Genomic DNA, 24,668 nt, shown 5'->3' with positions numbered 1-24,668 from the left:
ATCTTTGCGAACCTTGGGTTAAAAACATAAAGAATAATTACATCATTACAAAAATGAAAAACGATACAACATTTAAAGAATTAAAAAATTCAGGATATACCGATAAAACAATCAGTCAGGAAATTCAGGGGAACTTAATTGCAAAGATCAAAGCGAAAGAACCTGTTTTCGAAGGATTATGGGGCTACGAAGACACCGTGATTCCTCAATTAAAAAAAGCAATTTTGGCAGGTCACCATATCAATCTTTTAGGTTTGCGCGGTCAGGCAAAAACGAGAATCGCAAGAAGCATGATCAGTCTTTTAGACGAATATATGCCGATTGTGAAAGACTCTGAAATCAACGACAGTCCGTTTCAACCGATTTCAAAGTTTGCAAGAGATTTAATTGCTGAATTGGGAGATGAAACTCCTATCTCATGGGTTCATCGTTCTGAAAGGTTCTTTGAAAAACTGGCAACTCCTGATGTGAATGTTGCGGATTTGATTGGTGATATCGACCCCATCAAAGCTGCCACTTTAAAATTACCTTATTCAGACGAAAGAGTTTTGCATTACGGCATGATTCCGAGAGCGAACCGTTCGATTTTTGTTCTGAATGAATTACCCGATTTGCAGGCGAGAATTCAGGTTTCTTTGTTTAATATTTTACAGGAAGGAGACATTCAGATTCGCGGTTTCCAATTGAGAATGCCTTTGGATATTCAGTTTGTATTTACGGCAAATCCTGAAGATTATACCAACAGAGGAAGTATTGTAACCCCTTTAAAAGACAGAATCGGGTCTCAGATTTTTACGCATTATCCGAAATCGATTGCTCTGGCAAGACAGATTACAGAGCAAGAGGCTTTGATCTCTGATGAAGACAAAGCTCAGATTCAGATTCCTGATTTGGCTAAAAATCTTTTAGAAGAAGTAGCTTTTGCAGCGCGTGACAGCGAATATGTTGATGAAAAAAGCGGAGTGAGTGCAAGATTAACCATCAGTGCGATGGAAAACCTTGTTGCAGCTGCTAAATTACGTTTAATAGAAACCGGAGCTGAAAAGACTTCTGTCCGATTGCTAGATTTTATGTCGATTATTCCATCGATTACCGGAAAAATCGAATTGGTGTATGAAGGCGAACAGGAAGGTGCAGATTACGTAGCAAAAATTCTGATTGACAAAGCTGTTATGAATCAGTTTGAAAGTATTTTTCCTCGCATTTCAAAATTGGAGAAAGAAGGAATTAAAACTCCTTACACCGATTTGATTCAATGGTTTAATAAAAATCAGCTGGAGTTAAATTATGGAGATACCGACGAACAATTCTATGCAAAACTGAATAAAACCGCGCCATTGACAACCGTAGTGGAAGAAAATGCATCTGATTACAGTGATGATGATAAAAACTTCTTAAAAGAATTAGTTCTTTGGGCTTTGACAATCAGCAAGAAATTGGACAAGTCTGAAAACAGTGCAACCTATACTTTTGATTCTGCAGATGTAAGACAACTGTTTAGGAATTAATTTTACTTTGCTCCGTAGGAGCAATATGTGTGTAGACCTATAATATATTAAGATGTATGGCGCTCCGTAGGAGCGCTATATTTATTAAAAAAACATTTACGATTATTGATTCATTCTAAATTGTATATTTGTCAGAAATTAAAGCACAATTTTGGAACTACAGGAACTTTTTGAACGCTTAGCGATACTTTGCTTATCGATTTTCACCCTTTATTATTTTTCAAACAGGAACCGTAACATCCGATTGCATCCACTTTTGGGATTAATCAGTGTTTGTACGTTTTTTATGTGTCTGGTTTTTACAAAAGCAGAGTACAGTCTTGGTGTAGGTTTCGGGCTTTTTGCCATCTTTTCGATTCTCCGCTTCAGAACGGAAACATTTACGATTCAGACGATCGTTTTTCTGTTTGTTTCGATTACACTTTCCCTCTTAGACGGACTTTTACCCATTAAAAATCTTGAAATTCTTTTAGGAATTAATATTTCGATTGTTGTAATTTATTTGGTGTTAAATTACTTCGAGAAAAAATCACCTATTGTTTCCGAGAAAAGTTCGATTGAGGTTATTTCTTCTTTGGATTTTCTTCAGCTGGAAGAATCAGAGCGAAAAAGAGTTCTTACTGAAAAAACCAAGCTTAAAAATTTCAGTTATAATATTAAAAGTATTAACCTGAATGATAATATTGTGATTTTAAAGGTTTCGCATTAGAATTTTGTTATTAAGAATTTAATGTAATCATAAAATTTGTCATTCTGTAGTAATCTCAAGATTTGGATTCCTATGGAATGACAAACACACTTTTAATAAAAAGTCTCTCGCTGATTTAGGAGATTATACAGATTTTCAAATACAATTATCTGCGAAATCAGCCAAATCTGCGAGAGATATCTAAACAAAATCAATCCATGTAAGCTCTTGCCTGCTTAATATACAATTGCTTCTGGTCTCCTAAATATTTAAATTCAATATCCAAAGGATAATTTTTCTTTGCCATTTTTCTTTTCTGCCAAAGCAGATACATTTTACGCTCCAAAACCGGAGAAATATCAAACAGTTTTCTGATTTCGGTTTCGCTAAGGATCGGCTTTCCTTTGTTGAGGCTCGATGTCGAACGGTAATCAACCACAAAAGATCCTAAAAAATTGAAATTGTGACAGTAAAATTCATCGCAGGTTACTCCAGGTTCTGGTTTTACAACGGATTCTTCACCCAGCTGAACATTGACGGTAATTCCTGCATATTTGTCACGGTATAAATTTCTTGTCACCAAAACGCCATTTGCTTTTTCATCAGGGAAAGAACGGTGTACCAAAACTCCCATTGCGCAGCTTTCATGATTGATTCCAAACAAATCTCTTTCCTGAAACGCACGGAAATTCCAGAAGCTTGACCATACATCCAAAATAGCTTTTTCTATCGTTTTATCGGCATCACCGATGATACCTGTTTTAGAATCATACAACCCGGCTCCGTTGAAACCTTCCATATCTTCGGCATTGGTTGAAGACCGGAACCTGAAGTTTTTAAAATCAGTTTGTGCATTCAGCTTTTCTTCGATCTTTTTCAAAAGCTCAGGATTTACCTTCGAATCTTTAACTGTTTTTCTAAAAGCTTTCAGTTCTTTCTCTAAAAGTTTTACGGAGTCTTTAGGAATCGCATACAAAGCATTGATTTTATCCTGAAAATTGTTTTCTTTAATATGCTGGTCAAAATAATAAAAAGGAATTGCAAAAGCGTATTCAGGTGTTTTAAAGGATTTCATTTCTTTCTGAATCTGTTTTAAAAGTCCGAGGTTTGTTGCTTTTGAGCCGATTGAATGAACAATATTTAATGGTGTTGCTTTTTCTAAATCTATTAGATCAGTTACCGATAGATCTTTTTGTAAAATAATTTCCTTCACTGCTTTTTTCGTTACAATCGGCTTCTGTGATGCTTTTAATGAATATGAATTTTCTTTCGTGATAAGCTCAACTTTTTTTCCTAAAAGATTATTCACCGATTGCTTATCCCAAACTTTCGTATCGACATACACCGGAATATTTCTGTTTTTTGCCAGTAAAACCAAATGGCTTAAAGGGGTCTGAAGTTCAGTAATGATAATTCCTTTTACGGTTGGGATAAATTCAGGAGTGGTATTGATGATGATGATTTCATCTGATTTAGGATTAAAATCTTCCTTCTTCTGTAAATCATATTTTTTAAGAATCCCAACATTGTTAGCATTTTCTATTGACTGTTCGGTAATTCTTTTAAAGATAAAATCCGAGAAAACGGTTGGGATTTTCAGTTGATTTTTTGAATTTAAAACAATGACATGAGGAGAATTCAGATAAAATTTAAGCTTATCTTTAAAAAAAACATTTTTGCTGACTTCTTTATAAAAGAAATTAATGAGTCCTGCGTTCATTTCGTCGGAAGCAGCAAGCTCCATCACCCAATCATCTGAATCTTCAAGATAATTAATATTAGCAAGAAGGTAATCTCTACTATTGGTTGGGTTGTAAGAACGTTTGTTGAACTCGCCATTATCTTGAGCATATCCTAAAACTTCAACGCAAAATTCGTAATGATAGGTGTATTTTGTACTGTTGAAAAAGTACATTTTTTTGCTGTTGTAATCATACACCACTTTTACCGATTTCATATTGGTAAATTTGTCGGTAAGCGGTTTTCCGGCAAGATTCAGGAACTGCTGTTTTTTGGTGATGGAATGCACATAATTGTCCTGTGAATATGATAAAAGTGAAATGCTAAGAAATAAGAATAAGAATATATTTTTCATGTCTTTGTGAAGATTACCCCACAAATGTAGACAATATCCTGAATGTGGCAAATAGTGATATATGGATGCATTTTATTTACAAAAATTATCGGTTAAAAATTTCCTTAAAACGGAAAGCTTCAAACAGGGGTATAAATAACTTTCCGGAAGGATAATTCGTACTTTTCAACCTTGAGGTAAATTTTTCAATACCTGAATAGAATTCCCCTCCTTTGGAGGGGTGGATTCGACAGAATGGAGAAGACGGGGTGGTTTCATGAAGCGTTTTTTGTTGTGTTCTCTTTCAGTTAAAAGAACACCTGATTTCCTAGCCCAGATAGAAACGGCATCCTTTTGTGAAGCGGAGCGGAACAAAAAATATAGTGGATAGCTGGAAATAGCTCCTAAAAAAAGCAAAGCCCTATTTTACGATAAAAAAAGGACTTTGCACATGAAAACAAGGTATTTATACTGCAGAACCGGCACCATCTTTCAGGCTTTCTGCTAATTTTTTTCTTTCTCTCAACCGTTTTCGGGCAACGACCGATTTACCGCCAAAAAGTCTTACAAGCTTATCTAAAGTGAATTTAGGATATCCGAAATGATGGGTTATTACGAAAATTAGAATTCCAAAACCGGCAAGTACAATATATCCGAACAGTTTTTTGTTGGCTACAATCATCGCATTAAGCTGAATGGTTTTCAGACTGAAATTGGGTTGTGCATTAAGCGTCATTCCATCCATGTAAACTGCCAAATCTCCGAGGCTCTCAATCTGAAACTGATATTGAGTCCACGAAAATATTGCGGAGAAAAGACCGACCGTCACAAAGGAACGCCAAAGCAAAAACAACCCGATTGCCGGCAACATATCATTGATGTCTAGCTTATCTAAAGCGTAATACCAAACCGAAATGTAAAGCGAACACATCCCAAATCCTTTTAAGAACATTGGCATATACCAATTTTCATAACTAAACTCGAGCACCATCGAAAAATACATAATGATGCAGTACGCCACCATCGAAGAAAATCCTGCAAAGATGAAAAACTTGAGTTTCTTTTCTTTTTTAAACCAATACACTGCTAAAACTCCTGCCAATAACATTCCCGGAATCATCATTATATTGAGTTTGGCATTTGTTAATTGGTCATATCCTAAAACTCCTACCGAAAATATATTCTGAAGCGAAGTGGTTGCCAGAAACATCCCGAGACATAGTAAAAGGAATAACCCAACCTGCACATTGTTTCGTGTAAATATTTTGAATGACAGATATGGTCTTTTTAATGTAGCCTGACGAATTACCATTAAGGCAAAACTCGCAAATGCAGCAATACTTGCGTTGATGATATTTTGAGAGTTGAGCCAATCCTGTTGTTTGCCGAACGAGAAAACATATGCCGAAAACATAAATGTGGAAATAAATAGAAGAATACTTAGCCAGTCGATGTAATGCAACGGAACTTTCAATGCAAAATATTTATTGTGCATCACTACCCAACAAATCATTGCTACTATGAAACACAGAATTGCTACAAAAATGAGGAACTGTCGCCAGTTATAGATGATAGAAAATTCTACCGCATAATAATTCGCCACCTGCGTTGTAATAAGAATAAAGGTGTAAAAAACACCGTAAAATATCCCTCTTCCTCCCATCATCGCCATTAATGGAAGAAAAACTTCAATTGTAATAAATGTTTTGAAGAATCCTAAAATCAATGATGTAAAAACAATGACCATAGGATTTGAGGTAGTGGCATTAATAAAACTTAAAAAGCCTATCAATACAAGTAAAGCCACTACTTTATCTCTTACTTTGAAACGCATTTTAGCTCTCAAAACGATAGGCATTGCAGCGCCCATCCCAACTGTTGTGGCATAGTTTGCCCACATATAATATTCGCTGAGTGCTCCTGTATCACCTACCATAAAACTTAAACTTCCCGCGTAAACTCCACTTACCGGCATTGCAATAAGCGTTATCAGAAACAGCACAAAAAGCTGAATCGGCTTCGGAACCCATTTGCTGAAAAGACCTTGATTGTACATAATTTTATTTTTAAGAACCAAGGAAAAAGAGCCAAATTGTGAACCTCTCCGTGGTTCTTTTCACGCTTTGTATTTATTCCATAGGTTTCACCTACGACTATTAGTATTGAATCACTTCGTGATTCCGCAGAATCTTTATTCTTGTGATTATATTTTCAGAGTGTATCCACGTAATTGTTTATTTCAACTTTTTACATGTCTCTTTTTCACTTGTTTTTTCTTACTTTTTTATCGGCTCTTTAATAGAAACATTCATATTCATTCCCGCACTTAGCTGATCTACATTTTCTTTTTTGTTGGAATTTGTAAACTCTATTCTTACAGGAATTCTTTGCTGAACTTTGATAAAATTACCTGTAGAATTATCGGTCGGAACATTTGAGTATTTTGAACCGGTTGCTGCAGAAATTGCCGTTACAACACCTTCAAATTTTTGTCCGCCCAAAGCATCGGCACTCATCATTATTTTTTCTCCTATTTTAATATTCGGCATCTGACTTTCTAAAAAGTTAGCGGTAACCCATTTTTGTCCATTCAAAACAATTGTTGCAACCTGTTGACCAGGTTGAATCAGTTGTCCTTCAGAAATCGTTCTTCTTCCCATAATTCCATCATAAGGGGCTGTAATCACGGTATAAGAAAGATTGATTTTAGCCATCTCCAGAGCAGATTTCGTTCTTTTAATTTCGGCATCATTAATTCCCAATTTACTTTTAACTTCTGTTGTAGAAAGGTTTGCCGATTGTTTTTGATTAGCAAAAGCTTCGTAAGCCGCTTTTTGTGCATCGTATTCAGTTTTTACCTGATCATATTGTTGTCTGGTAACTGCCTCAGAAGCCAATAGATTTTTATATCGGTTTAAATTTTGTTCAGCATTCCAAAGTCTGGCTTTTGCACCCGCAATATTTGCTTCCATCACGCTCACGTTATTTGAAACTGTATTCACGGATGAACTTGTAGCTGTTCTTTGAGCCAAAGCATTTTGATAAGCCGCTTCAGCCTGACCGAGTTGTGTCAAGATTTCACGATCGTCAAGAATGATTAAAGTGTCTCCTTTTTTTACTTTCTGATGCTCAATAAATTTTATCTCTTTAATATAAGCCGAAACTCTTGTGTTGATCGGATTGATAAATTCTTCGACCTGAGCTGCTTCTGTATAGGTTTTATCACCGATGTGAAAGTACTGGCGAACCAACCAATATAATCCAAAACCAATTATCGCAAAAACGATAACATTTGAAATGATAGCTCTGATTTTATTTTTCTTGTTCTCTTTCTTTTTTGCTGCAACAGTAGATTGTGCAGGTGCAGATGATGTATTTTGTTCCTTGTTTTCCATTGTTTTCAGTTTTAAAAATTAAAGTGTTCCGGTAGATTTCAGAAGGTTGTAGTATTGATAAAGCACATTGATTTCTGCGTTGGCATAATCCAATTCAGACTGTAGTTTTTGGTTCTGCGCATCGATCATTTCTGCCTGTACCGCCAATTGATTCAAATATTTGGCTTCCGTAATCTTGTAGTTTTCTTCTGCCAATCTTTTAGCATCATTAAGAATTTCAGCCTGTTGTATAGATTCCTGATATTTCACATACGCTGCATTTACACCCATGTTAATATTCTGTTGGGCTAAAGTCAGGGTTTCCGTTGCTTGGTTTTTCTGAATTTCACCAAGCTTTACCCTTTCTTTGGTCTTGAATAAATTGTCAATATTATAGCTCAAAGAAATTCCGGTTTGCCAACCTCCTGCATACATATCCAAAACCGGATTTCTGGTGGTAATCGGTCTTTGTAGAGTATATCCTCCGAAACCGGCAAGCGTAGGCATTTTATCGGTTTTTATAATTTCAATATTTTTGTCTGCAACATCAATATTCGTTTTTGCAGATTTAATTGAAGGACTGCTCTGATAAGCGAGATCGAAATAATAATCTATCCCGATTCCTGATTCTTTATTCTCTAAACTTTCTATAGGAATGATCTCGGTCTCAGAATTTAAACCTAAAGCAATGTTCAAATTATAATTAAGAATTTTCCGATTGTTTTTTAAAGTTAATATCCCCTGATCCAGATTTTTAATGGCGAGTTCACCACGAATTATTTCATTTCTTGTCACCATTCCTTGCTCATAAAATTTCTGAATATTTTTCAGTCTTTCCTGAGCAAGCCTTTTATTGTTTTGAAAAACTTCCTGCTGGTTAATCATTTTATAAACATCCAGATAATTAGAAATTACTAAAAATTTTACATCCTGTTTATTCTTTTCTAAATCCAGCTTAGAAAGTTGCTCACGAAGTCCTGCCAATTCGATCGATTTGTTTACCAAACCACCTTTAAAAATCAACTGAGTCGCCTGTACACCATAAGAACTTCCATAGTGAGGCATTGAAATATTAGTAGAATTTGAAAAATCTTTATCGATTGCCACCATATCTCCTAAATAAAACTGGCTCATAGAAGCTGTGATGACTGGTAATTTCTGAAGTTTTGCTACGTTGATATTTTGTTTTGCAATATCAATATTCTGAGCAGAAACTTTCAGCTGCTGATGATTTTCTACAGCCAGTTCTGCAACATCATTTGCAGTCATCTGTTTTATTTCTTGGGAAAAAAATAGGGCAGGAAAGACGCCTATCAAAACTGATAGTGCTGTTTTTATATTCTTAACCATTTTACCTTGTTTTACAGATGCAAAGTTAGGCCGGTTAGAGATTCAAACAAATGTTTGAATTTTGGAAAAAGATGTTCAAATGTAGGATTTACTTATTGATATTGTTGTCTGTACTGAGTCGGGCTCATTCCTAAATGCTTCTTAAAAAAATGCGAAAATGAATATTGATCACTAAAACCGAGAACTGAAGAAATCTCTGAAACAGGCATTTTAGAAGAATTTAAATAGACTTTGGCTTCATTCACTACGATTGAAGCAATAATCTCACTTGCTGTCTTTCCTGTAACTGTTTTTACGACCGATGAAAGATGTCTGGTTGTCATTGATTGCCGTTCTGCATAAAACTCTACATTGCGGCTATTTAGATGATGGTTTGACAAATCACTTAGGAATAAAAAAACAATTTCTTCCTGTCTAGACATCTGATTCATCGCATTGGTGTCTTCCTTAGAAATAATTCCTGCCATTTGATAGCAAAAAACCGAAAAAAGATGCTCCACAATCTTTTTTTTATAAGTCATTTCTGTTTCAGAATCGAGAATATATTTTAAAAAATTGACACTTTTCCAAACCACATCCAGGTCATCCTGCGAAAACGGAACACCTACATTCATTTGCTGACGGAAATAACGATAGGTAATCAATCTATTAAATTTCAACGATAGAGCAGAAATAAATTCGCGTTTATAAGAAACCATCCTCGACTGAAAATCATCACTGATAGAAATCAATTCATACACAGTTTGCGGGTCTGTTACGATGAAAGTATTAGCTGTCAGTTCAAGGTCGCTGAGATGTTGGCGTAGCTTTATCGTTCCGCTTTTGATAAATAAAAACGCAGGATTATCCGGACGAAAGGGTTTATCCGCCGAGATTCTATGATGAATGGTTTCCTGCGTAAAAATCTCAACCCCGAATTTTTCTAAAACAGACATAAAACAAATGTAAGCAATCTCTTGAGCGGTTGCAAAATTTTATTATTTTAGTGTTCCCAAATTTTGATATGAGAAAGATTGATTTGTTACTTGCAGAATATGGCGAGAGCCACAGAAACGCAACCAATAAACTGATTCACTGGATTTGCGTACCACTGATTTTCTGGACGATTTTAGGTTTTATTTCTTACATTCCGACTCCAAATATTTACCTGAAATATTACGGATTTCTAAATGTGGCAAGTTTTGTTGCATTAACATTAGTTACAATTTTTTATTTCCGACTGTCTTGGCGAATTGCGATCATCATGATTTTTATAATGCTTTTGATGGAGCATTTTGTTTCGTTGGCTAATGTCACATTCGGAACAAAATCATGGATTTTTTATCTTACCATTTTTGTAATTACATGGATTTTACAATTTGTAGGACATAAAATTGAAGGCAAAAAACCATCCTTCTTAAAAGATCTTCAGTTTCTTTTAATTGGTCCGATATGGCTTTTGAGTTTTTTTCTTAAAAAACTTGGAATCAGATATTGATTCTAATCAAAATGTTGAAAGTTTTTTCAGGTTTTAATAACTTCCCTCATCCATCATCAAACTTCCAGCCTTTTAATCCTCCAAAGCGTAAACTGCAAAACTTGCCAACCAGTGATCACCACCGTAATTCCCCTGAAAAAGCAACGGAAGACCATTATTCAAAAATACGGTTGCCGTTTTTTGGAAATCCTTTCTTAAAAGGTGATTGTCCGGAAGAGATTTTGCAATTCCTTTCATACACCATGCTTTAGAAAAAGATAAGCCAACGAGATGTACGGTTTGGTAATCACTCAGATCACTTACAACAGGAATTTTTTCGATATTCTCTAAACTTCGTTTTTCGTAGAATTTATTCAGCCATTGTACAAAATCTTTCTGAGGAAGCACCCTTCTCATTAAATCTGCAATTTCTAAACTTGGAGAAAAGAAGTCGGAACCATCCGGTTCAAGATAAGCCGGTGTTTTTTCATCTTTTAAATAAAAATATTTTGCTTTTTCAATTAACTGATTTTCAAAGCCGCTATCTTTATTAGCTCTTGCCCAATCAATTGCAAAAGCCATGGCAAAGGCAGTGTTTGGATGAACTCCCGTTCTGTTCGGATATGTCTGTTTTGGCAAATACGCTTTCCATGAATTCAGAATTTTATCTGTTAACGGTTTTAAATTCTGATGCCATATTTTAGCTTTAGGATGATTCCAGGTTGTTAATTCTTCATCTAATTTTAGCAGCCAAGCCCAACCGTAAGTTCTTTCAAAAGTTGTTGTAAGCTGATATTTTGTGAAATAATCGGCTTCAGTCTGAAGATTTTCTTTTTTGAATGAATTGTCAAGAATATTCTCGATGTCTTTTGCAACAGATAAGTTTGGTTTTGTCTTTAATAAGCGAACCAACATCCAATGACCGTGAACAGAGCTGTGCCAATCGAAACAACCATAAAAACTGGGATGCAGATCCTTTGGAGTTAAAGGAACTTCATTCGCATTGTTAATAATATGCGCTGTTTTATTCGGATATTCCTGATTGATGCAATGAAGTGGTTTTTCAGATAATTTGATCGCCATTTCATCTGTCAGTTTCGGGGTTTCCTGAGCGAAAATGAAATATGGTAATAAAGTGAATGCTAAAAGACTTTTTTTCATTCCATAAAAATAGAAAAGTAATTCTGAATTTTATGCATAGTTTTTGCTGAAGTTCCCAAAAACTGATTTATGAAAAACATTTTTATTGCCCTTTCATTCATAACTTTCGTTCATTGTAACAAATCTGAAAATTCTCATGAAGTTCAGGCAAATCTTCTCGAAGTACAAGACGACAAAGTTGATGCTTCTATTGTATTTGAAACTCCACCTCCACCTAAAGAAGAACTTCCGAAAAGTGCAATGATTTCTGCTAAAGCAATAAACGAAGAACCTAACATTTATGCACCAAAAAACAATGTCATTGCAAAAAAAATTATTAAAAACTGTGAAATAGAAATTCAGGTTGGAGATATTAAAAAAGCTCAGAATCAAACCAGTGAAATTGTAAAAAAGAATAATGCTTATATCCAGACAGAACGTTTTACCAATACTGATGTAGATGAAAAATCGTTTTTAACGATTCGAGTTCCGCACAAGAATTTTGATGCTCTGGTAAATTCTTTTTCCAATGTAATCGGTTCGGTTTTATCTAAAAATATTTCTTCGGATGATGTGACGGAAGAATATACCGACGTTTCGATAAAATTAAACAACAAAAAAATCTATCTTGAAAAATATCGTGATATGCTTCGAAGTGCAAAAACTACGAAAGATATGCTGGAAATTCAGGAGAATATTCGTGAGCTGGAAGACGAAATAGATATCGCTGAAGGAAGACTTCGTTTCATTGATGATCGTGTAAACTACAGCACGTTGAATCTGGTTTTATATAAAGAAAAAGCAAGAAGTTCTGCCACTTCAAAAGTTGGTTTTGGTAGTCGCTTTGGAGATTCTTTTACCGAGGGTTGGAACAGTTTTATCGCTTTTTTCCTTGGAATAATTTCTTTCTGGCCTTTCTTTTTGCTGATTCCGATTGTTATTTTACTTTGGAGAAAATGGAGAAATAGAAAGAAACATTTCACAGAATAATTAGTTTTTTTTATCTCGCTGATTTTGCTGATTTCGCAGATTAAACTTTGAAAACATATTAGTAAGAGAATTAATTTTAATAATTATAGAAATTTTACTAATTTCATAAAAAAACAAATGAATGAAAATGAAATTTCTTACATCGTAAGAAAATGCATCTTTAATGTTTACAACAATCTTGGTCCGGGTTTATTAGAAAACATTTATCAGAAGATCCTAATTTACGAGCTTCAAGAGAATGGATTAGAAATAAAATCAGAATTATCACTTCCTGTTATTTATGATAATAAAAAGTTTGATCTGAATTTCAGAATTGATATTTTAGTAGAAGACAAAGTAATTCTTGAATTAAAATCCGTGAAAAATCTCGAAGATATTCATTTTAAGCAATTGCAAACTTATCTCAAACTTTCAAATAAGAAATTGGGTTTATTAGTCAATTTTAATACTGCTAATATTTTAGATAATATTAAAAGAGTTGTGAATAATTTGTGACTTTACTTATATAAATTTAGTAGATTATGATTGATATTAAAAAAATCTGCGTAATCAGCAAAATCTGCGAGAAAAACCTACTTCCCTAAAACAAATACCGCCGGAATTTTATGCAGTTCCGGCTTTTGCTTTTGCCAGTCCTTTATTGTTTTTGTTTTGATAAACTCGTGTTCCGGATCGTTGATATTTGCAGCAATGCAAAGTTTTGTGTTGGGTGATAAAAATTTAATTAAATCCTCGAAAAGAACATTATTTCGATAAGGTGTTTCCATAAAGATCTGGGAATAACCGGTTTTCTGAACCATGGATTCAAGATATAAAATCTGTTTTTTCTTTTCGCTTTTATCAATCGGAAGATAGCCATTAAAAGTAAATTCCTGTCCATTGAAACCACTCGAAATTAAAGCTAAAATAATAGACGACGGTCCTGAAATCGGGATCACTCTGATATTTTTCTCATGACACCATTTTACCATCAGATTTCCCGGATCTGCAATACAAGGAAGTCCGGCTTCTGAAAGTAATCCGAAATCCTGACCTTTCATCATTAGTTCCTGAGCTTCTTTAATATCTGTATTTTCGGTATATTTATCTAAAAGAAAAATCTTCAGATCTGACTGTTTTTTTTCAGGTGCAAAAAATTTCACCACTTTTCTTGCTGTTTTTTCGTTTTCAACAAAAAAGTAGTCAGTCTGCATGATATATTCTTTGATTACAGGAGCAAAATGACTGATGGAAGTATTTTCTGAAAGATATGCGGGAAGTAAAAAAAGCATGATTTTAGACTAAGATTTAGGTTGAGTTTGAGATTTTAATATGGTTTTTGAAATAATTTCACAAGCTTCATCAATCTGACTGAAAACCTGATCAAATCCTTCCGAACCGCTCCAATAAGGATCCGGAACTTCAAGTGGAAAATGTTTTAAGTTTAATAAATCCTGCATCAATAAAGAAACTTTGCTTTTCTGCTGATCTGTTTTCGCCAATGAAAGTACATCACGAAGATTATTTTTATCCATACAGAAAATTTTATCATACTCATCTAAATCTGACGGCTGAATTGGTCTTGAACATTGCGATGTAATATCAATCCCGTTTTTTGAGGCGACTTCTATTGATCTTTTATCGGGACGGCTTCCTTCGTGCATATTAATCGTACCCGCCGAATCCACCTGAAAGTTTTCAGGAAGCTTAGATTTCATAATTCCTTCTGCCAACGGACTTCTACAGATATTTCCGAGGCAAACCATTAAAATTTTCATTGATACAATTTAAAAAAATTCAGATTAAATTCTGCAACAAAACTAAATAAAAAAAGGAGAATAGATTTATTCCCCTTCTTAAAATATTTTAATATAGAACTTAGCTTTTGATTCTCTCAGTAAGTTCTTTTACGTATTTTTTTACTTCTTTATCAATTTTAGAAACATCTTTAATTGTTTCGCAGGCATACATTACGGTTGAGTGGTCTTTTCCACCCATTTCTTCACCAATTTTGGTAAATGTAGCATTGGTAAATTCTTTTGCAAAATACATTGCCAATTGTCTCGGAAGTGCGATTTCTCTTTTTCTCGTTTTCGATAAAAGCTGCTCTCTTTTAATTCCGAAATAGTCACAAACAATTTCCTGAATGTATGGAATATTGATGATCTTTTTCTGATTTGCCGCAATCTTATTGATCGTTTCTTTTAATAGCTCAAGACTTAAGTCTGATTTATAAATTGTAGAATAAGCAATCACCGAATTGATCACACCGATCAGTTCTCTTACGTTGGTTTTTGCTTCCGCAGCAAGAAAATCAAGCATATCATCGGTAAGAACGATACCGTCTCTGCTTAATTTGTCTTCAATAATTTTTTTTCTGGTTTCAAGATCCGGAGATTTGATCTCTGCAGAAAGTCCCCATTTGAAACGGGATACAATTCTGTCCTGAATATCCATAATATCAACAGGAGCTTTATCTGAGGTAAGAATGATTTGTTTCCCGTTCTGGTGCAGATAATCAAAAATATGGAAGAAGCTGTCCTGCGTTGCAGATTTACCGGAAAGGAACTGAATATCATCAATAATCAAAACATCCACCATCTGATAAAAATTGGCAAATTCTGTCTGCTTATGAGCTTTCGCTGCTGAAATAAACTGCTGAATAAACTTTTCGGATGACAAATAAAGAACTACTTTATCAGGAAACTGGTTTTTAACTTCTAAACCTACCGCCTGACCTAAGTGTGTTTTACCAACACCATAACCTCCGTATAAAAATAATGGGTTAAAAGCAGTTGCTCCCGGTCTTTTTGCTATCGATTTAGCAACAGTTGATGCGAATTTATTGCTTTCTCCTTCTACATAATTGTCAAAAGAAAAATCAGCTTTCAGATTCGAATCGATGTTTACTTTTTTGATTCCCGGAACCACGAAAGGATTAACAATATTACCTGAAAAACCTTGAGGCATAGTCTCCTGAACTTTTGGTGTGGGAACAGATTTCCCTTTCATATTCATGGTAACTGGTTTTTCTAAACCGCTCGGCTTGTTTTCCATTACCGAATACCAAAGTTTAACGCCTTTACCAATGTTTTTCTTCAGGGCAGCAGAAAGCAATGACAGATAGTTATCTTCAATATATTCTTTGTAAAAATCGCTCGGTACCATCAACGTAAGATTATTTTCAACCAACGAAATCGGTTGTACTTTGTCGAATAGTAAATCAAAAGATTTTTCAAGTTTTTTAAGATCAGAATTATCTTCAGCCGCGTTGAGATTATCTCGCATAAACTGAAGGCATTTCTGCCATATCATCATTAAATTTTCGTTCATTTTTATGCCCTGATTAATTCTTTGGTTAGTCGTTTTTAGGAGGAAGACAAAGGTCTCATTTTTTATTTTCAAAAAAAAATATTTCGCATATTGATTATTTAAAAATATATTTGTATGTATAATTTAAAGCTTAAAATGATACACTCAAAACACTCATTACGAGTACGTTACGCAGAAACAGACCCTATGAAATATGTTTATTACGGAAATTACGCAACGTATTTCGAACTCGGGCGCGTGGAACTTTTTCGCAGCATCGGGATCTCTTACGATGAGATCGAAAATAACGGAATCTGGTTACCTGTTTCTGATTATAAAATTAAGTATTTAAAACCAGCACTATACGATCAGAAATTAGAAATTCACACATTTATGAGAAAAATTCCGGGAGTGAGAATTGAATTTGAATATGAAATTTACAATGAAGAAGGAATTAAAATTACTGAAGCTTCCACTACTCTTTTCTTTTTAAACGCAAAAACCAACAAAGTGATGAAATGCCCAGACTTTTTAATGAAGCTCATTGAAGAAAACTGGAAGGAAGAAGTTCTTTAATTTTTTAAACTTATTATGAATTATTCAAGTAAATTTTATTAATAGAAATGCTAAAATCTTATTGATGGGGCTAATAAAATCAACGAAAGACTATTATTCATCAATATTTTACAAATTATTTAAAAAATTCATTGACAATTCATAAAATATAAGTACATTTATCACGTTTTTAACGCTCATATTATTAATTATGAAAAAAATTCTATATTCTTTATTTATTTTTGCTTCTGCTACTCTATTTGCACAGAAAAACCCTAATGTAAAATTTGCAGTATCGGGAGATATGATAGGAACGGTTGCGATGTTTGAAAGCCAAAAAGACTTTGTTCAAAGTACGCAAGTTTATAAAACTGCAGCAAGTCTGCCTCAAAAGCTAAAAAAATTCAGTTTTCTAGCTGACCAGGGACTTACTGAAGTGAAATTCAAAAACAACGTTAGTCCATTCGATAATATCAGCTTAGCTTCTTTTAATCAGCAAAGCAATCTTCCAAAAGATACTCCGGTATTTGTTGAAGGATATGAATTTAAAGACACCAATATGAGAGTCTATTCAGAAATTGCACAAAATCTAGAAGTAAAAGACTATAATGGCGTAAAAACTTTGTTTATTACGAGTACAAGAAAATAGTGATTAAAATAATTTATTAAATAAAAACGGATGCCTTTTGAGACATCCGTTTTTATTTAATATTTGTCGCTCCATTTTTTCTTAAGCTCATCATAAATTTTCTTTTCAGTTGCATTATTGCCCGGCTCATAAAATTTGATGTCTTTAATTTCTTCCGGCAGAAAATCCTGATCTACAAAATTTCCTTCATAGGAATGAGCATATTTATATTCTTTCCCATAATCTAAATCTTTCATCAGTTTTGTCGGTGCGTTTCTTAGATGAAGCGGAACAGGAAGATTTCCGGTTTTCTTTACAAAGGCCAAAGCTTCATTAATTGCAGCATACGCCGAGTTACTTTTTGGGGAAACCGCAAGATAAATTGCTGTTTCACTCAGTAAAATTCTCGCTTCAGGATTCCCGATTACGTTAATTGCCTGGAAACAATTATTCGCAATGACCAGAGCATTCGGATTTGCCAAACCAATATCTTCAGAAGCCAGAATAAGCATTCTTCTCGCAATAAATTTAATATCTTCTCCACCGGCAATCATTCTTGCCAACCAATATACCGCACCATTCGGATCACTTCCACGCATCGATTTGATGAAAGCCGAAATAATATCGTAATGCTGTTCTCCATTTTTATCATAAAGTGCCATCGTTTCCTGTAAAACCGACATCACATCATCATTGGTGATTTCTATGGTTGAAGAATTTTTAAACTGATTAAGAACCAATTCTACAGAATTGATCAGCTTTCTGCCATCACCACCCGAATATTGTATAAATGCTTGCTTTTCTTTAATAATGAAATCTGTGTTTTCATCTTTATTAAATCTTTCAGAGGCAATATCAATCAGTTCTTCCAGTTTTTCATAGCTTAAAGCTTTCAAAATGTAAACCTGACTTCTTGAAAGCAATGCCGAAACTACTTCAAAACTAGGATTTTCGGTTGTTGCACCGATGAGAACCACCCAACCTTTTTCTACTGCATGAAGCAAAGAATCCTGTTGAGATTTGTTAAAACGATGAATTTCATCAATAAAAAGAATCGGCGATTTTCCCGAAAAAAGATTTTGCTTTTTGGCGTCTTCAATGACATCGCGTACATCTTTCACGCCCGAAGAAACTGCAGAAAGTTTAAAAAACTTTCTTCCTGATTTTTCCGAAATAATTTCAGCCAGCGTTGTTTTCCCGGTTCCGGGAGGTCCCCAAAGAATGAGAGAGTTCAACGTATCATTCTCCAGCATTTTTCTGATCGTCCCTTTTTCTCCGGTAAGATGTTCCTGTCCCAAAACATCGTCTAATGTTTTAGGTCTTAATCGTTCTGCTAATGGAATATTATGATTCAAGATTTTCTAATTTAAGATTTAAATATAGTTACAAACTTTAAGACAAAAACAGGATCATTAATAAAGAACCGAGATCGAAAAACCTTCTGATTGATCAGACAAATGATATGTTTACCGTTTGAAACTTCTAACAAATTTAAACTAATTTTCATTTTTTTACTCTATTTTTGCATTGTTTTGAAACTCACCTTCAATAAAGTTATTACATCACCGTTGGTAATTCTCATCAGATTTTACCAGTGGTTTATCTCGCCATTACTTCCCAAAAACTGCCGTTACGAACCAACGTGTTCACATTATATGGTAGAATCGTTGCAGGTTCACGGTATTTTCAAAGGTTTTTGGCTGGGTGTAAAAAGAATTTCAAAATGTCATCCTTGGGGCGGAAGCGGTTATGATCCCGTTCCTCCGAAAAATTAAAATATTCAAATTAAAAATATAGAAATGAGCAATATTTTCTTCCGAATGTATCTTGTGATATTTGCTTTGGTTACCCAATGTTTTTTTGCACAGAGTTACCAAGACAGTTTATCTGACGGAACATTAAAAATCAATTCTTCTGAATTTCCTGTAAAAATTTATGCAAGTACAGAATTTAGCTATTTAAATAAATTCGCCTCTGTAAACACAACAGGAAACACACTGATTATATTTAATAAATCTAATGTAGAAGCCGATCAATTCCACACCAATTCAATTCTTATTAACAGCTACAAAAATGCTGCTTACAAATTTTTTGATAAAGATTTTAAACCGGTAGATGTTACAAATATTCCTGAAGATAAAATCGAAACGCTGAAATATGCTTTAAAAACCGAAAAGCCAATCGCTTCCGGAGACACAATATCTTTGGAAACTCCTTTTAAAATCTGGGATCCTACTTCGGGAATTCAATTGGGACCGATAACGCTGCATTTTTACAGTCTGATGTTTATTTTCGCATTTGGTTTCGGTTATGTTTTGATGACCAAAATGTTCAAAATTGATAATGTCAACCAAAAATATCTTGAACCACTTTTTACATGGACTTTGATTGGAACAATTCTGGGAGCAAGAATGGGACACGTTATTTTTTATCAGCCTGAATTATTCAAGGAAGATTTCTGGAGCGTTTTCTTACCGATAAGTACGAAAAATGGTTTAAAATTCACAGGATTTTCCGGATTGGCAAGTCATGGAGCTACGATCGCTTTGATTTTCACAACGCTTTATTATTCATTCAAAATCATCAAGAAAAATCCGTTCTGGGTTTATGACAGATTAGGAATTGTAGTTGCTTTAGGAGGTGCTTTTGTAAGAATGGGTAACTTTTTTAATTCTGAAATTATCGGTAAACCGGCAGATCCGAACTCTCCATTTGCCTTACTTTTCCCACAACAAAGCAGAGAATACGGAGTAACGATTCCACGTTTTCCTTCTCAACTGTTCGAAGCTGTAGGATATGTTTTGCTATTCGTTTTACTTTGGATTTTATACAGAAAAACCAACAAAAAATATCAGCAAGGCTGGCTGTTTGGTTTGTTCTTCATTATTCTTTGGGCAATCCGATTCTTTGTAGAATTCCTGAAAGAGCCTCAAGGTGACGAGTTTATTTCTTTTGCAGGATTAAACACCGGTCAAATCCTTTCAATTCCGTTTATGATTGCAGGAGTTGTCATCATGATCTACTCTAAAAAGTTTAAAATTACGGAAGCTGAAAACGGAAAACCTGAATAAATGTTAATAGCTTTTGGCTTTTAGCAATTAGAATTATCACTGTTTAAAAATACTTAAAGTCACAACAATGTTGTGGCTTTTTGGTTTAAATCAAGAAAGACATTTCCGATTTCATCAATAACATCTGTCGGTTGCATCGCTTCTTTTGAATGTTTTTCAGCAGCCAAATCAGCCGCTTTCCCGTGAAGCCAGACTCCCAAAATTGCTGCATCTTCGGAAGAATATTTCTGAGCTAAAAGTGAAGTAATTATTCCCGTCAGAATATCGCCGCTTCCGCCTTTTGCCAAACCAGAATTACCTGTAATATTATAAAAAACCTTTCCTTCAGGATTTACAACCTGCGTGTGATGATCTTTTAAAACAATATAAAATCCGAACTGTTTTGCTTTGGTTTTAGCTACCTTTAATCTTTTAAATGAATTTTCTGTTTTTCCGAAGAGCCTTTCAAATTCTTTTGGATGCGGTGTGATAATAGATTTTTTTGGAATTAATTTCAAATGATCTTCATTTTTAGAAATCATATTAAGCGCATCTGCGTCTAAAATTAAAGGAGATTTATGATTTTCTAAAAATTTCAATAAAGTTTTTTCTGTTTCTTTCTCAGTTCCCAATCCAGGACCAATTCCGTATACTGCATTTTCCTGTTCATCTATTGTGTCTATATTTTTCACTCCGCCTTCAATAAACATTGCTTCAGGAGCAGAGGTTTGCAGAATTTCATAACCGCAATTGGGAGCCAGAACAAATGTTAATCCCGATCCTGTTTTCAAAGCGGATTTGATAGCAAGAACTGCTGCTCCGATTTTTCCATAACTTCCGCCAACAATGATTGATTTGCCATAAGTTCCTTTGTGAGTGAAATCTGCGCGAGGCTTAAAAATTTTTAAAATTAAATCATCATCGATTACAAAATCATCTGACTCTGTTTTATCAATAAATTCGTAACTCAGTTTTATATCTAAAACAAAAGCTTTCCCTGCAAATTTTCCGGTTTCGGGATGAAGAAATGTTTTTTTCCAGAATTGAAACGTCAATGTATAATCTGCTTTAAAGATCACATCATTCTTTTCATTAAGCTGATCGGCAAACATTCCTGAAGGAATATCAATTGAAATTTTAGGATTTTTTTTTAGGCTTAAATTTTCGATCAAATCTTTATAAATACCTTGTAAGTTTCTGGATAAACCTGTACCGAAAAGAGCATCAATAATAACAGCTTTTTCAAAATTATATTTTTCGATTTCACTGAAATCTTTGACAGAAATTCCCGAAATATCTTTTAACCGTTTATAATTAATCAAAGCATCTTCAGAAAAACTTACTTTATCTTTATTGATAAAAACATCCACATCAAAACCTTTCAGATAGAGCATTCTTGCAATTGCAAAACCATCACCACCATTGTTCCCATTACCGCAGAAAACTACAAATTTTGTATGTTGCTTACAATTTACCGAAATCCAATCAACACAACTTAAAGCCGCTCTTTCCATTAACTGTACGGAAGAAATGGGCTCATTCCGAATGGTATAATCATCTGTTTTTCTGATATTTTCTGCTGTAAATATTTTCATTGATTGCGATTTTTATTAAATTTAACCATAATTATTTAAAACTAATTATAATTTAAATCAAAAAAATGATGAAAACTTTTAAGATTACTATTATTAAATAATACTTTTGTGTAAAACAATTAAAAATATAAATTATGGGATTTGCTAAAGAATTTAAAGAATTTGCGTTTAAAGGTAACGTGGTTGACCTTGCTGTCGGTGTGATTATTGGTGCAGCATTTAGTGCGATTGTAAAATCTCTCGTGGATGACATCATCACCCCACTGATTTTGAATCCTGCTTTAGAAAAAGCCAATGTAAAAAACATTGCAGAACTTTCGTGGGACGGTGTAAAGTATGGGAATTTCTTATCTTCCGTAATCAGCTTTCTGATTGTTGCGTTCGTTTTGTTTATGATGATTAAAGGGATCAACAGCCTTGGCAAGAAGAAAGAAGAAGCTCCGGCTGCGCCTGCAGGACCAACTGAAGACCAAAAATTATTAATGGAGATCAGAGATTTATTGAAAACAAAAAATAATATATAACAGAAACGCCGCAGAAATTTGCGGCGTTTTTTTATTTTAATATCTGGCAAATTACTGAATCTGCAAAATACTTGAAATCTGATCTGCTAAAGAAAGCCCGATTCTATCCTGTGCTTCCAAGGTTGAAGCTCCTGTATGCGGAGTAACCGAAATTTTTGAATGGGTAATCACTTCTTTTGAAGGTGTTGGTTCATTAATGAAGACATCAAGCCCTGCAAATCTTACTTTTCCTGAATTTAAAGCTTCAAGTAAAGCCGTTTCATCAATCACACCGCCTCTTGAGCAGTTGACAACAGCTACCCCGTTTTTCATCATATCAAATTCCGCTTTTCCGATCATGTATCCGTCTTTCTGAGCCGGAACGTGAAGGGTGATGAAATCTGCGTGCTTTAAAACATCATGCAAAGGTTCAGTTTCAATATCAACATTGATAAACTGATTGTTGTAGAATGTTACTTTGATGCTTGCTTTTCCAATCATGTTATCTGCAGCAATAACTCGCATTCCTAATCCTAAAGCAATTTTCGCAACTTCCTGTCCGATTCTTCCCATCCCGATAATACCAATGGTTTTACCTTTCAGCTCGATTCCTGCAGCATATGCTTTTTTAAGTGAAGCAAACTCGGTATCGCCTACCAAAGGCATTTTTCTGTTGGAATCCTGCAAAAATCTTGCACCTGAAAACAAATGGGCAAATACAAGTTCAGCTACAGATTCAGATGAAGCAGCCGGTGTATTGATTACATGAATCCCTTTTTCCCTGGCATAATCTACATCGATATTATCCATTCCTACTCCACCTCTTCCGATGATTTCCAGTGACGGACAATTATCTATAATATCTTTTCTTACCTGTGTAGCACTTCTTACCAAAAGCGTTTTGATCTTGTTTTCGTTGATGTAATCTAATAAAAATTCCTGCGGAACTTTGGTGGTAATCACTTCAAATCCTTTCTCCGTTAATGCATCGATTCCTGACTGGTCTAAACCGTCGTTTGCTAAAACTTTCATAATTGCTTAATACTATATTTAAAATGCAAAAAGATTTAAAAACTAAAAGATTTTGCGCTTATGCTTTTCTCTATTTAATTTTTAAACCTTTTCTATGATTTAATCTTCTTTAAAAACTTCGATGGTTACCTGTTTTTCGATAAGGTCGGTAAATTTACCTTTGTATCGCGTTGCTCTTACCAGATGATTGTCGATCCAGTGATAGTTTCCGCCTCTTGGTTTTCCACATAATACACTGTGATATTTGAATCCGTGTTTGTCTAGCCAGTCGATTGTAATTTGCTTTAAATTTTCTGTTCTGGAAGTAAAGAAACAAATCTGGTGACCTTCATCATACCATTTGTTGATCGTTTCCAGTGCATCCGGAAATGGTTCACAGGTTACCATTCTTTCCGGCTCTTCGTTTGGAACGTCTTCTGTAATTGTTCCGTCGATATCGATCAGATAATTTTTAATTCCGTCTTTTAGAATCGGACTGATATGCTCAATATAATCTAGTTCCATCGTTCAAAAATTTTAAAGCGCAAAGTTACACAATATGATTCATATAGGAGCATTAATTTTAACTTATCTAAAAAAACAATCTAAAACATTACGAATAAGAGAAAATTTTTAACATTTAATTTGGAAATCCTATCTATTTGATTAAAATTTTTCTTTTTAAAACAATCAAATTTCATTATCAATTCCTCAATAATTAAAAATAAATTAACATAAAGTTAGCTCAACAATTCAAATTATCAGTTTGATTATTTTTTTAAAGCAAATAATCAATTTTTAGTTATATTTAAATATGACTTAAAAGAAAGATTATGAAAAGATTTTTTTCTTTAATTTTTGTTATTCTGGGATGGTTTGCGATTATTATGCAATATATTCTCATGTGTAATAATTCTGAACTGGCTTTACCAGAAATGACCATCAGATTTTTCAGTTATTTTACCATTCTTACCAATATTATAGTTGCGTATCATTTTACGTTGCAATTATTCAGAAATTCTGAAAAAATAGAGAATTCAGGGATTATCACTGCAATAACGGTTTATATTTTGGTTGTTGGCCTTATTTATCAATTGATTTTACGATCTGCATGGAATCCTGTAGGAATGCAGAAAATAGTTGATGAACTTTTGCATTCGATCATCCCGTTTCTTGCTTTATTATACTGGATTTTTATTGCAAACAAGAAGGATTTATCCTACAAACTGATTCCTAAATGGACAATTTATCCATTACTTTATCTGGTTTTTATTCTTACCCGTGGGAGCTTTGCCGGTTTCTATCCTTATCCTTTTGTGGATGTTGTCAAGTTTGGCTATTCACAGGTTTTTATTAATTCGCTTTATATTCTGATCTTTTTTATTGTTTTATCAGTGGTTTTTATCATAGTAGGTAAGGCTTTAAGCATACAACAGACTTAGTTTTACTTTTAAT

The 24,668-nt window shown here is 34.1% G+C and carries 24 protein-coding genes; 11 read left to right on the top strand and 13 right to left on the bottom strand.

Annotated features, from left to right (window positions below; all coding sequences use genetic code 11):
- Positions 1 to 53: 53 nt before the first annotated feature.
- Both BM371_RS02840 and BM371_RS02835 read left to right on the top strand, forming a co-directional pair.
- On the top strand, positions 54 to 1,508 hold the full coding sequence (locus BM371_RS02840; RefSeq protein ID WP_034677290.1) for a sigma 54-interacting transcriptional regulator: 1,455 nt from the start codon (positions 54 to 56) through the stop codon (positions 1,506 to 1,508).
- Between the two features lie 151 nt (positions 1,509 to 1,659).
- Complete coding sequence (locus BM371_RS02835) at positions 1,660 to 2,217, top strand: DUF4956 domain-containing protein (RefSeq protein WP_034675607.1); 558 nt, start codon at positions 1,660 to 1,662, stop codon at positions 2,215 to 2,217.
- A 190-nt stretch (positions 2,218 to 2,407) separates the two neighbouring features.
- Here BM371_RS02835 and BM371_RS02830 read toward each other — a convergent pair whose 3' ends face one another.
- From BM371_RS02830 to BM371_RS02810, 5 genes are all read right to left on the bottom strand, one after another.
- Complete coding sequence (locus BM371_RS02830; RefSeq protein ID WP_034675603.1) at positions 2,408 to 4,291, bottom strand: PEP/pyruvate-binding domain-containing protein; 1,884 nt, start codon at positions 4,289 to 4,291, stop codon at positions 2,408 to 2,410.
- 445 nt (positions 4,292 to 4,736) lie between these two features.
- Positions 4,737 to 6,326, bottom strand: a complete 1,590-nt coding sequence (locus BM371_RS02825) for a hypothetical protein (protein WP_034675601.1) — start codon at positions 6,324 to 6,326, stop codon at positions 4,737 to 4,739.
- 220 nt (positions 6,327 to 6,546) lie between these two features.
- The gene (locus tag BM371_RS02820; RefSeq protein ID WP_034675597.1) at positions 6,547 to 7,665 is read right to left on the bottom strand and encodes an HlyD family secretion protein; all 1,119 of its coding nucleotides are present in this window, start codon (positions 7,663 to 7,665) and stop codon (positions 6,547 to 6,549) included.
- Between the two features lie 18 nt (positions 7,666 to 7,683).
- Complete coding sequence (locus BM371_RS02815; RefSeq protein ID WP_034675595.1) at positions 7,684 to 8,994, bottom strand: TolC family protein; 1,311 nt, start codon at positions 8,992 to 8,994, stop codon at positions 7,684 to 7,686.
- Positions 8,995 to 9,086: 92 nt separating this feature from the next.
- Positions 9,087 to 9,929: a helix-turn-helix domain-containing protein gene (locus BM371_RS02810; RefSeq protein ID WP_034675593.1), complete on the bottom strand. Its 843-nt coding sequence runs from the start codon at positions 9,927 to 9,929 to the stop codon at positions 9,087 to 9,089.
- Positions 9,930 to 9,997: 68 nt separating this feature from the next.
- Here BM371_RS02810 and BM371_RS02805 point away from each other — a divergent pair, with 68 nt between their 5' ends.
- Entirely contained in the window at positions 9,998 to 10,471 is a 474-nt protein-coding gene (locus BM371_RS02805; protein ID WP_034675591.1) for an Mpo1 family 2-hydroxy fatty acid dioxygenase, read from the top strand.
- 72 nt (positions 10,472 to 10,543) lie between these two features.
- On the opposite strand, the gene BM371_RS02800 is transcribed toward BM371_RS02805, so the two are convergent.
- Positions 10,544 to 11,611, bottom strand: coding sequence for a DUF2891 domain-containing protein (locus BM371_RS02800; RefSeq protein WP_034675587.1), 1,068 nt, complete (start codon positions 11,609 to 11,611; stop codon positions 10,544 to 10,546).
- A gap of 69 nt (positions 11,612 to 11,680) precedes the next feature.
- Between BM371_RS02800 and BM371_RS02795 the strand changes: the two genes are divergently transcribed.
- Both BM371_RS02795 and BM371_RS02790 read left to right on the top strand, forming a co-directional pair.
- Positions 11,681 to 12,580: a DUF4349 domain-containing protein gene (locus tag BM371_RS02795; RefSeq protein ID WP_034675584.1), complete on the top strand. Its 900-nt coding sequence runs from the start codon at positions 11,681 to 11,683 to the stop codon at positions 12,578 to 12,580.
- Positions 12,581 to 12,697: 117 nt separating this feature from the next.
- Positions 12,698 to 13,075, top strand: a complete 378-nt coding sequence (locus BM371_RS02790) for a GxxExxY protein (protein WP_034675581.1) — start codon at positions 12,698 to 12,700, stop codon at positions 13,073 to 13,075.
- 77 nt (positions 13,076 to 13,152) lie between these two features.
- Here BM371_RS02790 and BM371_RS02785 read toward each other — a convergent pair whose 3' ends face one another.
- From BM371_RS02785 to dnaA, 3 genes are all read right to left on the bottom strand, one after another.
- Positions 13,153 to 13,851: an SAM-dependent methyltransferase gene (locus tag BM371_RS02785; RefSeq protein ID WP_034675579.1), complete on the bottom strand. Its 699-nt coding sequence runs from the start codon at positions 13,849 to 13,851 to the stop codon at positions 13,153 to 13,155.
- Positions 13,852 to 13,860: 9 nt separating this feature from the next.
- A complete protein-coding gene (locus tag BM371_RS02780; protein WP_034675576.1) occupies positions 13,861 to 14,337 on the bottom strand; it encodes a low molecular weight protein-tyrosine-phosphatase in 477 nt (158 codons plus the stop codon).
- Positions 14,338 to 14,437: 100 nt separating this feature from the next.
- Entirely contained in the window at positions 14,438 to 15,892 is a 1,455-nt protein-coding gene (gene dnaA, locus BM371_RS02775; RefSeq protein WP_034675574.1) for a chromosomal replication initiator protein DnaA, read from the bottom strand.
- Between the two features lie 135 nt (positions 15,893 to 16,027).
- Here dnaA and BM371_RS02770 point away from each other — a divergent pair, with 135 nt between their 5' ends.
- Positions 16,028 to 16,447, top strand: a complete 420-nt coding sequence (locus tag BM371_RS02770; RefSeq protein ID WP_034675573.1) for an acyl-CoA thioesterase — start codon at positions 16,028 to 16,030, stop codon at positions 16,445 to 16,447.
- Positions 16,448 to 16,637: 190 nt separating this feature from the next.
- Positions 16,638 to 17,075, top strand: coding sequence for a hypothetical protein (locus tag BM371_RS02765; protein WP_034675571.1), 438 nt, complete (start codon positions 16,638 to 16,640; stop codon positions 17,073 to 17,075).
- A 56-nt stretch (positions 17,076 to 17,131) separates the two neighbouring features.
- On the opposite strand, the gene BM371_RS02760 is transcribed toward BM371_RS02765, so the two are convergent.
- The gene (locus BM371_RS02760) at positions 17,132 to 18,409 is read right to left on the bottom strand and encodes a replication-associated recombination protein A (protein ID WP_034675569.1); all 1,278 of its coding nucleotides are present in this window, start codon (positions 18,407 to 18,409) and stop codon (positions 17,132 to 17,134) included.
- A 177-nt stretch (positions 18,410 to 18,586) separates the two neighbouring features.
- Here BM371_RS02760 and yidD point away from each other — a divergent pair, with 177 nt between their 5' ends.
- Together yidD and lgt are read left to right on the top strand one after the other, a co-directional pair.
- Entirely contained in the window at positions 18,587 to 18,829 is a 243-nt protein-coding gene (yidD, locus tag BM371_RS02755; RefSeq protein WP_034675567.1) for a membrane protein insertion efficiency factor YidD, read from the top strand.
- A gap of 429 nt (positions 18,830 to 19,258) precedes the next feature.
- Positions 19,259 to 20,125 carry a prolipoprotein diacylglyceryl transferase gene (gene lgt / locus BM371_RS02750; protein WP_034677288.1) on the top strand — a complete coding sequence of 289 codons (867 nt, stop codon included), beginning with the start codon at positions 19,259 to 19,261 and terminating at the stop codon, positions 20,123 to 20,125.
- A 59-nt stretch (positions 20,126 to 20,184) separates the two neighbouring features.
- Here lgt and BM371_RS02745 read toward each other — a convergent pair whose 3' ends face one another.
- Complete coding sequence (locus BM371_RS02745; protein WP_034675565.1) at positions 20,185 to 21,699, bottom strand: bifunctional ADP-dependent NAD(P)H-hydrate dehydratase/NAD(P)H-hydrate epimerase; 1,515 nt, start codon at positions 21,697 to 21,699, stop codon at positions 20,185 to 20,187.
- 134 nt (positions 21,700 to 21,833) lie between these two features.
- Here BM371_RS02745 and mscL point away from each other — a divergent pair, with 134 nt between their 5' ends.
- On the top strand, positions 21,834 to 22,223 hold the full coding sequence (gene mscL / locus BM371_RS02740) for a large conductance mechanosensitive channel protein MscL (protein ID WP_034675561.1): 390 nt from the start codon (positions 21,834 to 21,836) through the stop codon (positions 22,221 to 22,223).
- A gap of 51 nt (positions 22,224 to 22,274) precedes the next feature.
- Here mscL and BM371_RS02735 read toward each other — a convergent pair whose 3' ends face one another.
- Together BM371_RS02735 and BM371_RS02730 are read right to left on the bottom strand one after the other, a co-directional pair.
- Positions 22,275 to 23,234, bottom strand: coding sequence for a D-2-hydroxyacid dehydrogenase (locus BM371_RS02735; protein ID WP_081874539.1), 960 nt, complete (start codon positions 23,232 to 23,234; stop codon positions 22,275 to 22,277).
- A 99-nt stretch (positions 23,235 to 23,333) separates the two neighbouring features.
- Positions 23,334 to 23,738, bottom strand: a complete 405-nt coding sequence (locus BM371_RS02730) for an LNS2 domain-containing protein (protein ID WP_034675556.1) — start codon at positions 23,736 to 23,738, stop codon at positions 23,334 to 23,336.
- A gap of 308 nt (positions 23,739 to 24,046) precedes the next feature.
- On the opposite strand from BM371_RS02730, the gene BM371_RS02725 reads away from it, so the two are divergent.
- Positions 24,047 to 24,655, top strand: coding sequence for a Pr6Pr family membrane protein (locus tag BM371_RS02725; protein WP_034675553.1), 609 nt, complete (start codon positions 24,047 to 24,049; stop codon positions 24,653 to 24,655).
- Positions 24,656 to 24,668: the final 13 nt, after the last annotated feature.

This window comes from Chryseobacterium formosense (assembly GCF_900116415.1).
In the GTDB taxonomy this organism is placed as follows: domain Bacteria; phylum Bacteroidota; class Bacteroidia; order Flavobacteriales; family Weeksellaceae; genus Chryseobacterium; species Chryseobacterium formosense.
This window is presented reverse-complemented; position numbering and strand designations above follow the sequence as displayed.

Bases quoted from the DNA above. Each gene is read 5' to 3' on its own strand.
- BM371_RS02810 (WP_034675593.1), bottom strand. From the start codon at position 9,929: ATGTCTGTTTTAGAAAAATTCGGGGTTGAGATTTTTACGCAGGAAACC.
- BM371_RS02785 (WP_034675579.1), bottom strand. From the start codon at position 13,851: ATGCTTTTTTTACTTCCCGCATATCTTTCAGAAAATACTTCCATCAGT.
- BM371_RS02840 (WP_034677290.1), top strand. From the start codon at position 54: ATGAAAAACGATACAACATTTAAAGAATTAAAAAATTCAGGATATACC.
- BM371_RS02735 (WP_081874539.1), bottom strand. From the start codon at position 23,234: ATGAAAGTTTTAGCAAACGACGGTTTAGACCAGTCAGGAATCGATGCA.
- mscL (WP_034675561.1), top strand. From the start codon at position 21,834: ATGGGATTTGCTAAAGAATTTAAAGAATTTGCGTTTAAAGGTAACGTG.
- dnaA (WP_034675574.1), bottom strand. From the start codon at position 15,892: ATGAACGAAAATTTAATGATGATATGGCAGAAATGCCTTCAGTTTATG.
- BM371_RS02830 (WP_034675603.1), bottom strand. From the start codon at position 4,291: ATGAAAAATATATTCTTATTCTTATTTCTTAGCATTTCACTTTTATCA.
- BM371_RS02825 (WP_034675601.1), bottom strand. From the start codon at position 6,326: ATGTACAATCAAGGTCTTTTCAGCAAATGGGTTCCGAAGCCGATTCAG.
- BM371_RS02795 (WP_034675584.1), top strand. From the start codon at position 11,681: ATGAAAAACATTTTTATTGCCCTTTCATTCATAACTTTCGTTCATTGT.
- BM371_RS02780 (WP_034675576.1), bottom strand. From the start codon at position 14,337: ATGAAAATTTTAATGGTTTGCCTCGGAAATATCTGTAGAAGTCCGTTG.
- BM371_RS02820 (WP_034675597.1), bottom strand. From the start codon at position 7,665: ATGGAAAACAAGGAACAAAATACATCATCTGCACCTGCACAATCTACT.
- BM371_RS02800 (WP_034675587.1), bottom strand. From the start codon at position 11,611: ATGAAAAAAAGTCTTTTAGCATTCACTTTATTACCATATTTCATTTTC.
- BM371_RS02725 (WP_034675553.1), top strand. From the start codon at position 24,047: ATGAAAAGATTTTTTTCTTTAATTTTTGTTATTCTGGGATGGTTTGCG.
- BM371_RS02770 (WP_034675573.1), top strand. From the start codon at position 16,028: ATGATACACTCAAAACACTCATTACGAGTACGTTACGCAGAAACAGAC.
- BM371_RS02815 (WP_034675595.1), bottom strand. From the start codon at position 8,994: ATGGTTAAGAATATAAAAACAGCACTATCAGTTTTGATAGGCGTCTTT.
- BM371_RS02745 (WP_034675565.1), bottom strand. From the start codon at position 21,699: ATGAAAATATTTACAGCAGAAAATATCAGAAAAACAGATGATTATACC.
- BM371_RS02730 (WP_034675556.1), bottom strand. From the start codon at position 23,738: ATGGAACTAGATTATATTGAGCATATCAGTCCGATTCTAAAAGACGGA.
- BM371_RS02790 (WP_034675581.1), top strand. From the start codon at position 12,698: ATGAATGAAAATGAAATTTCTTACATCGTAAGAAAATGCATCTTTAAT.
- BM371_RS02765 (WP_034675571.1), top strand. From the start codon at position 16,638: ATGAAAAAAATTCTATATTCTTTATTTATTTTTGCTTCTGCTACTCTA.
- BM371_RS02805 (WP_034675591.1), top strand. From the start codon at position 9,998: ATGAGAAAGATTGATTTGTTACTTGCAGAATATGGCGAGAGCCACAGA.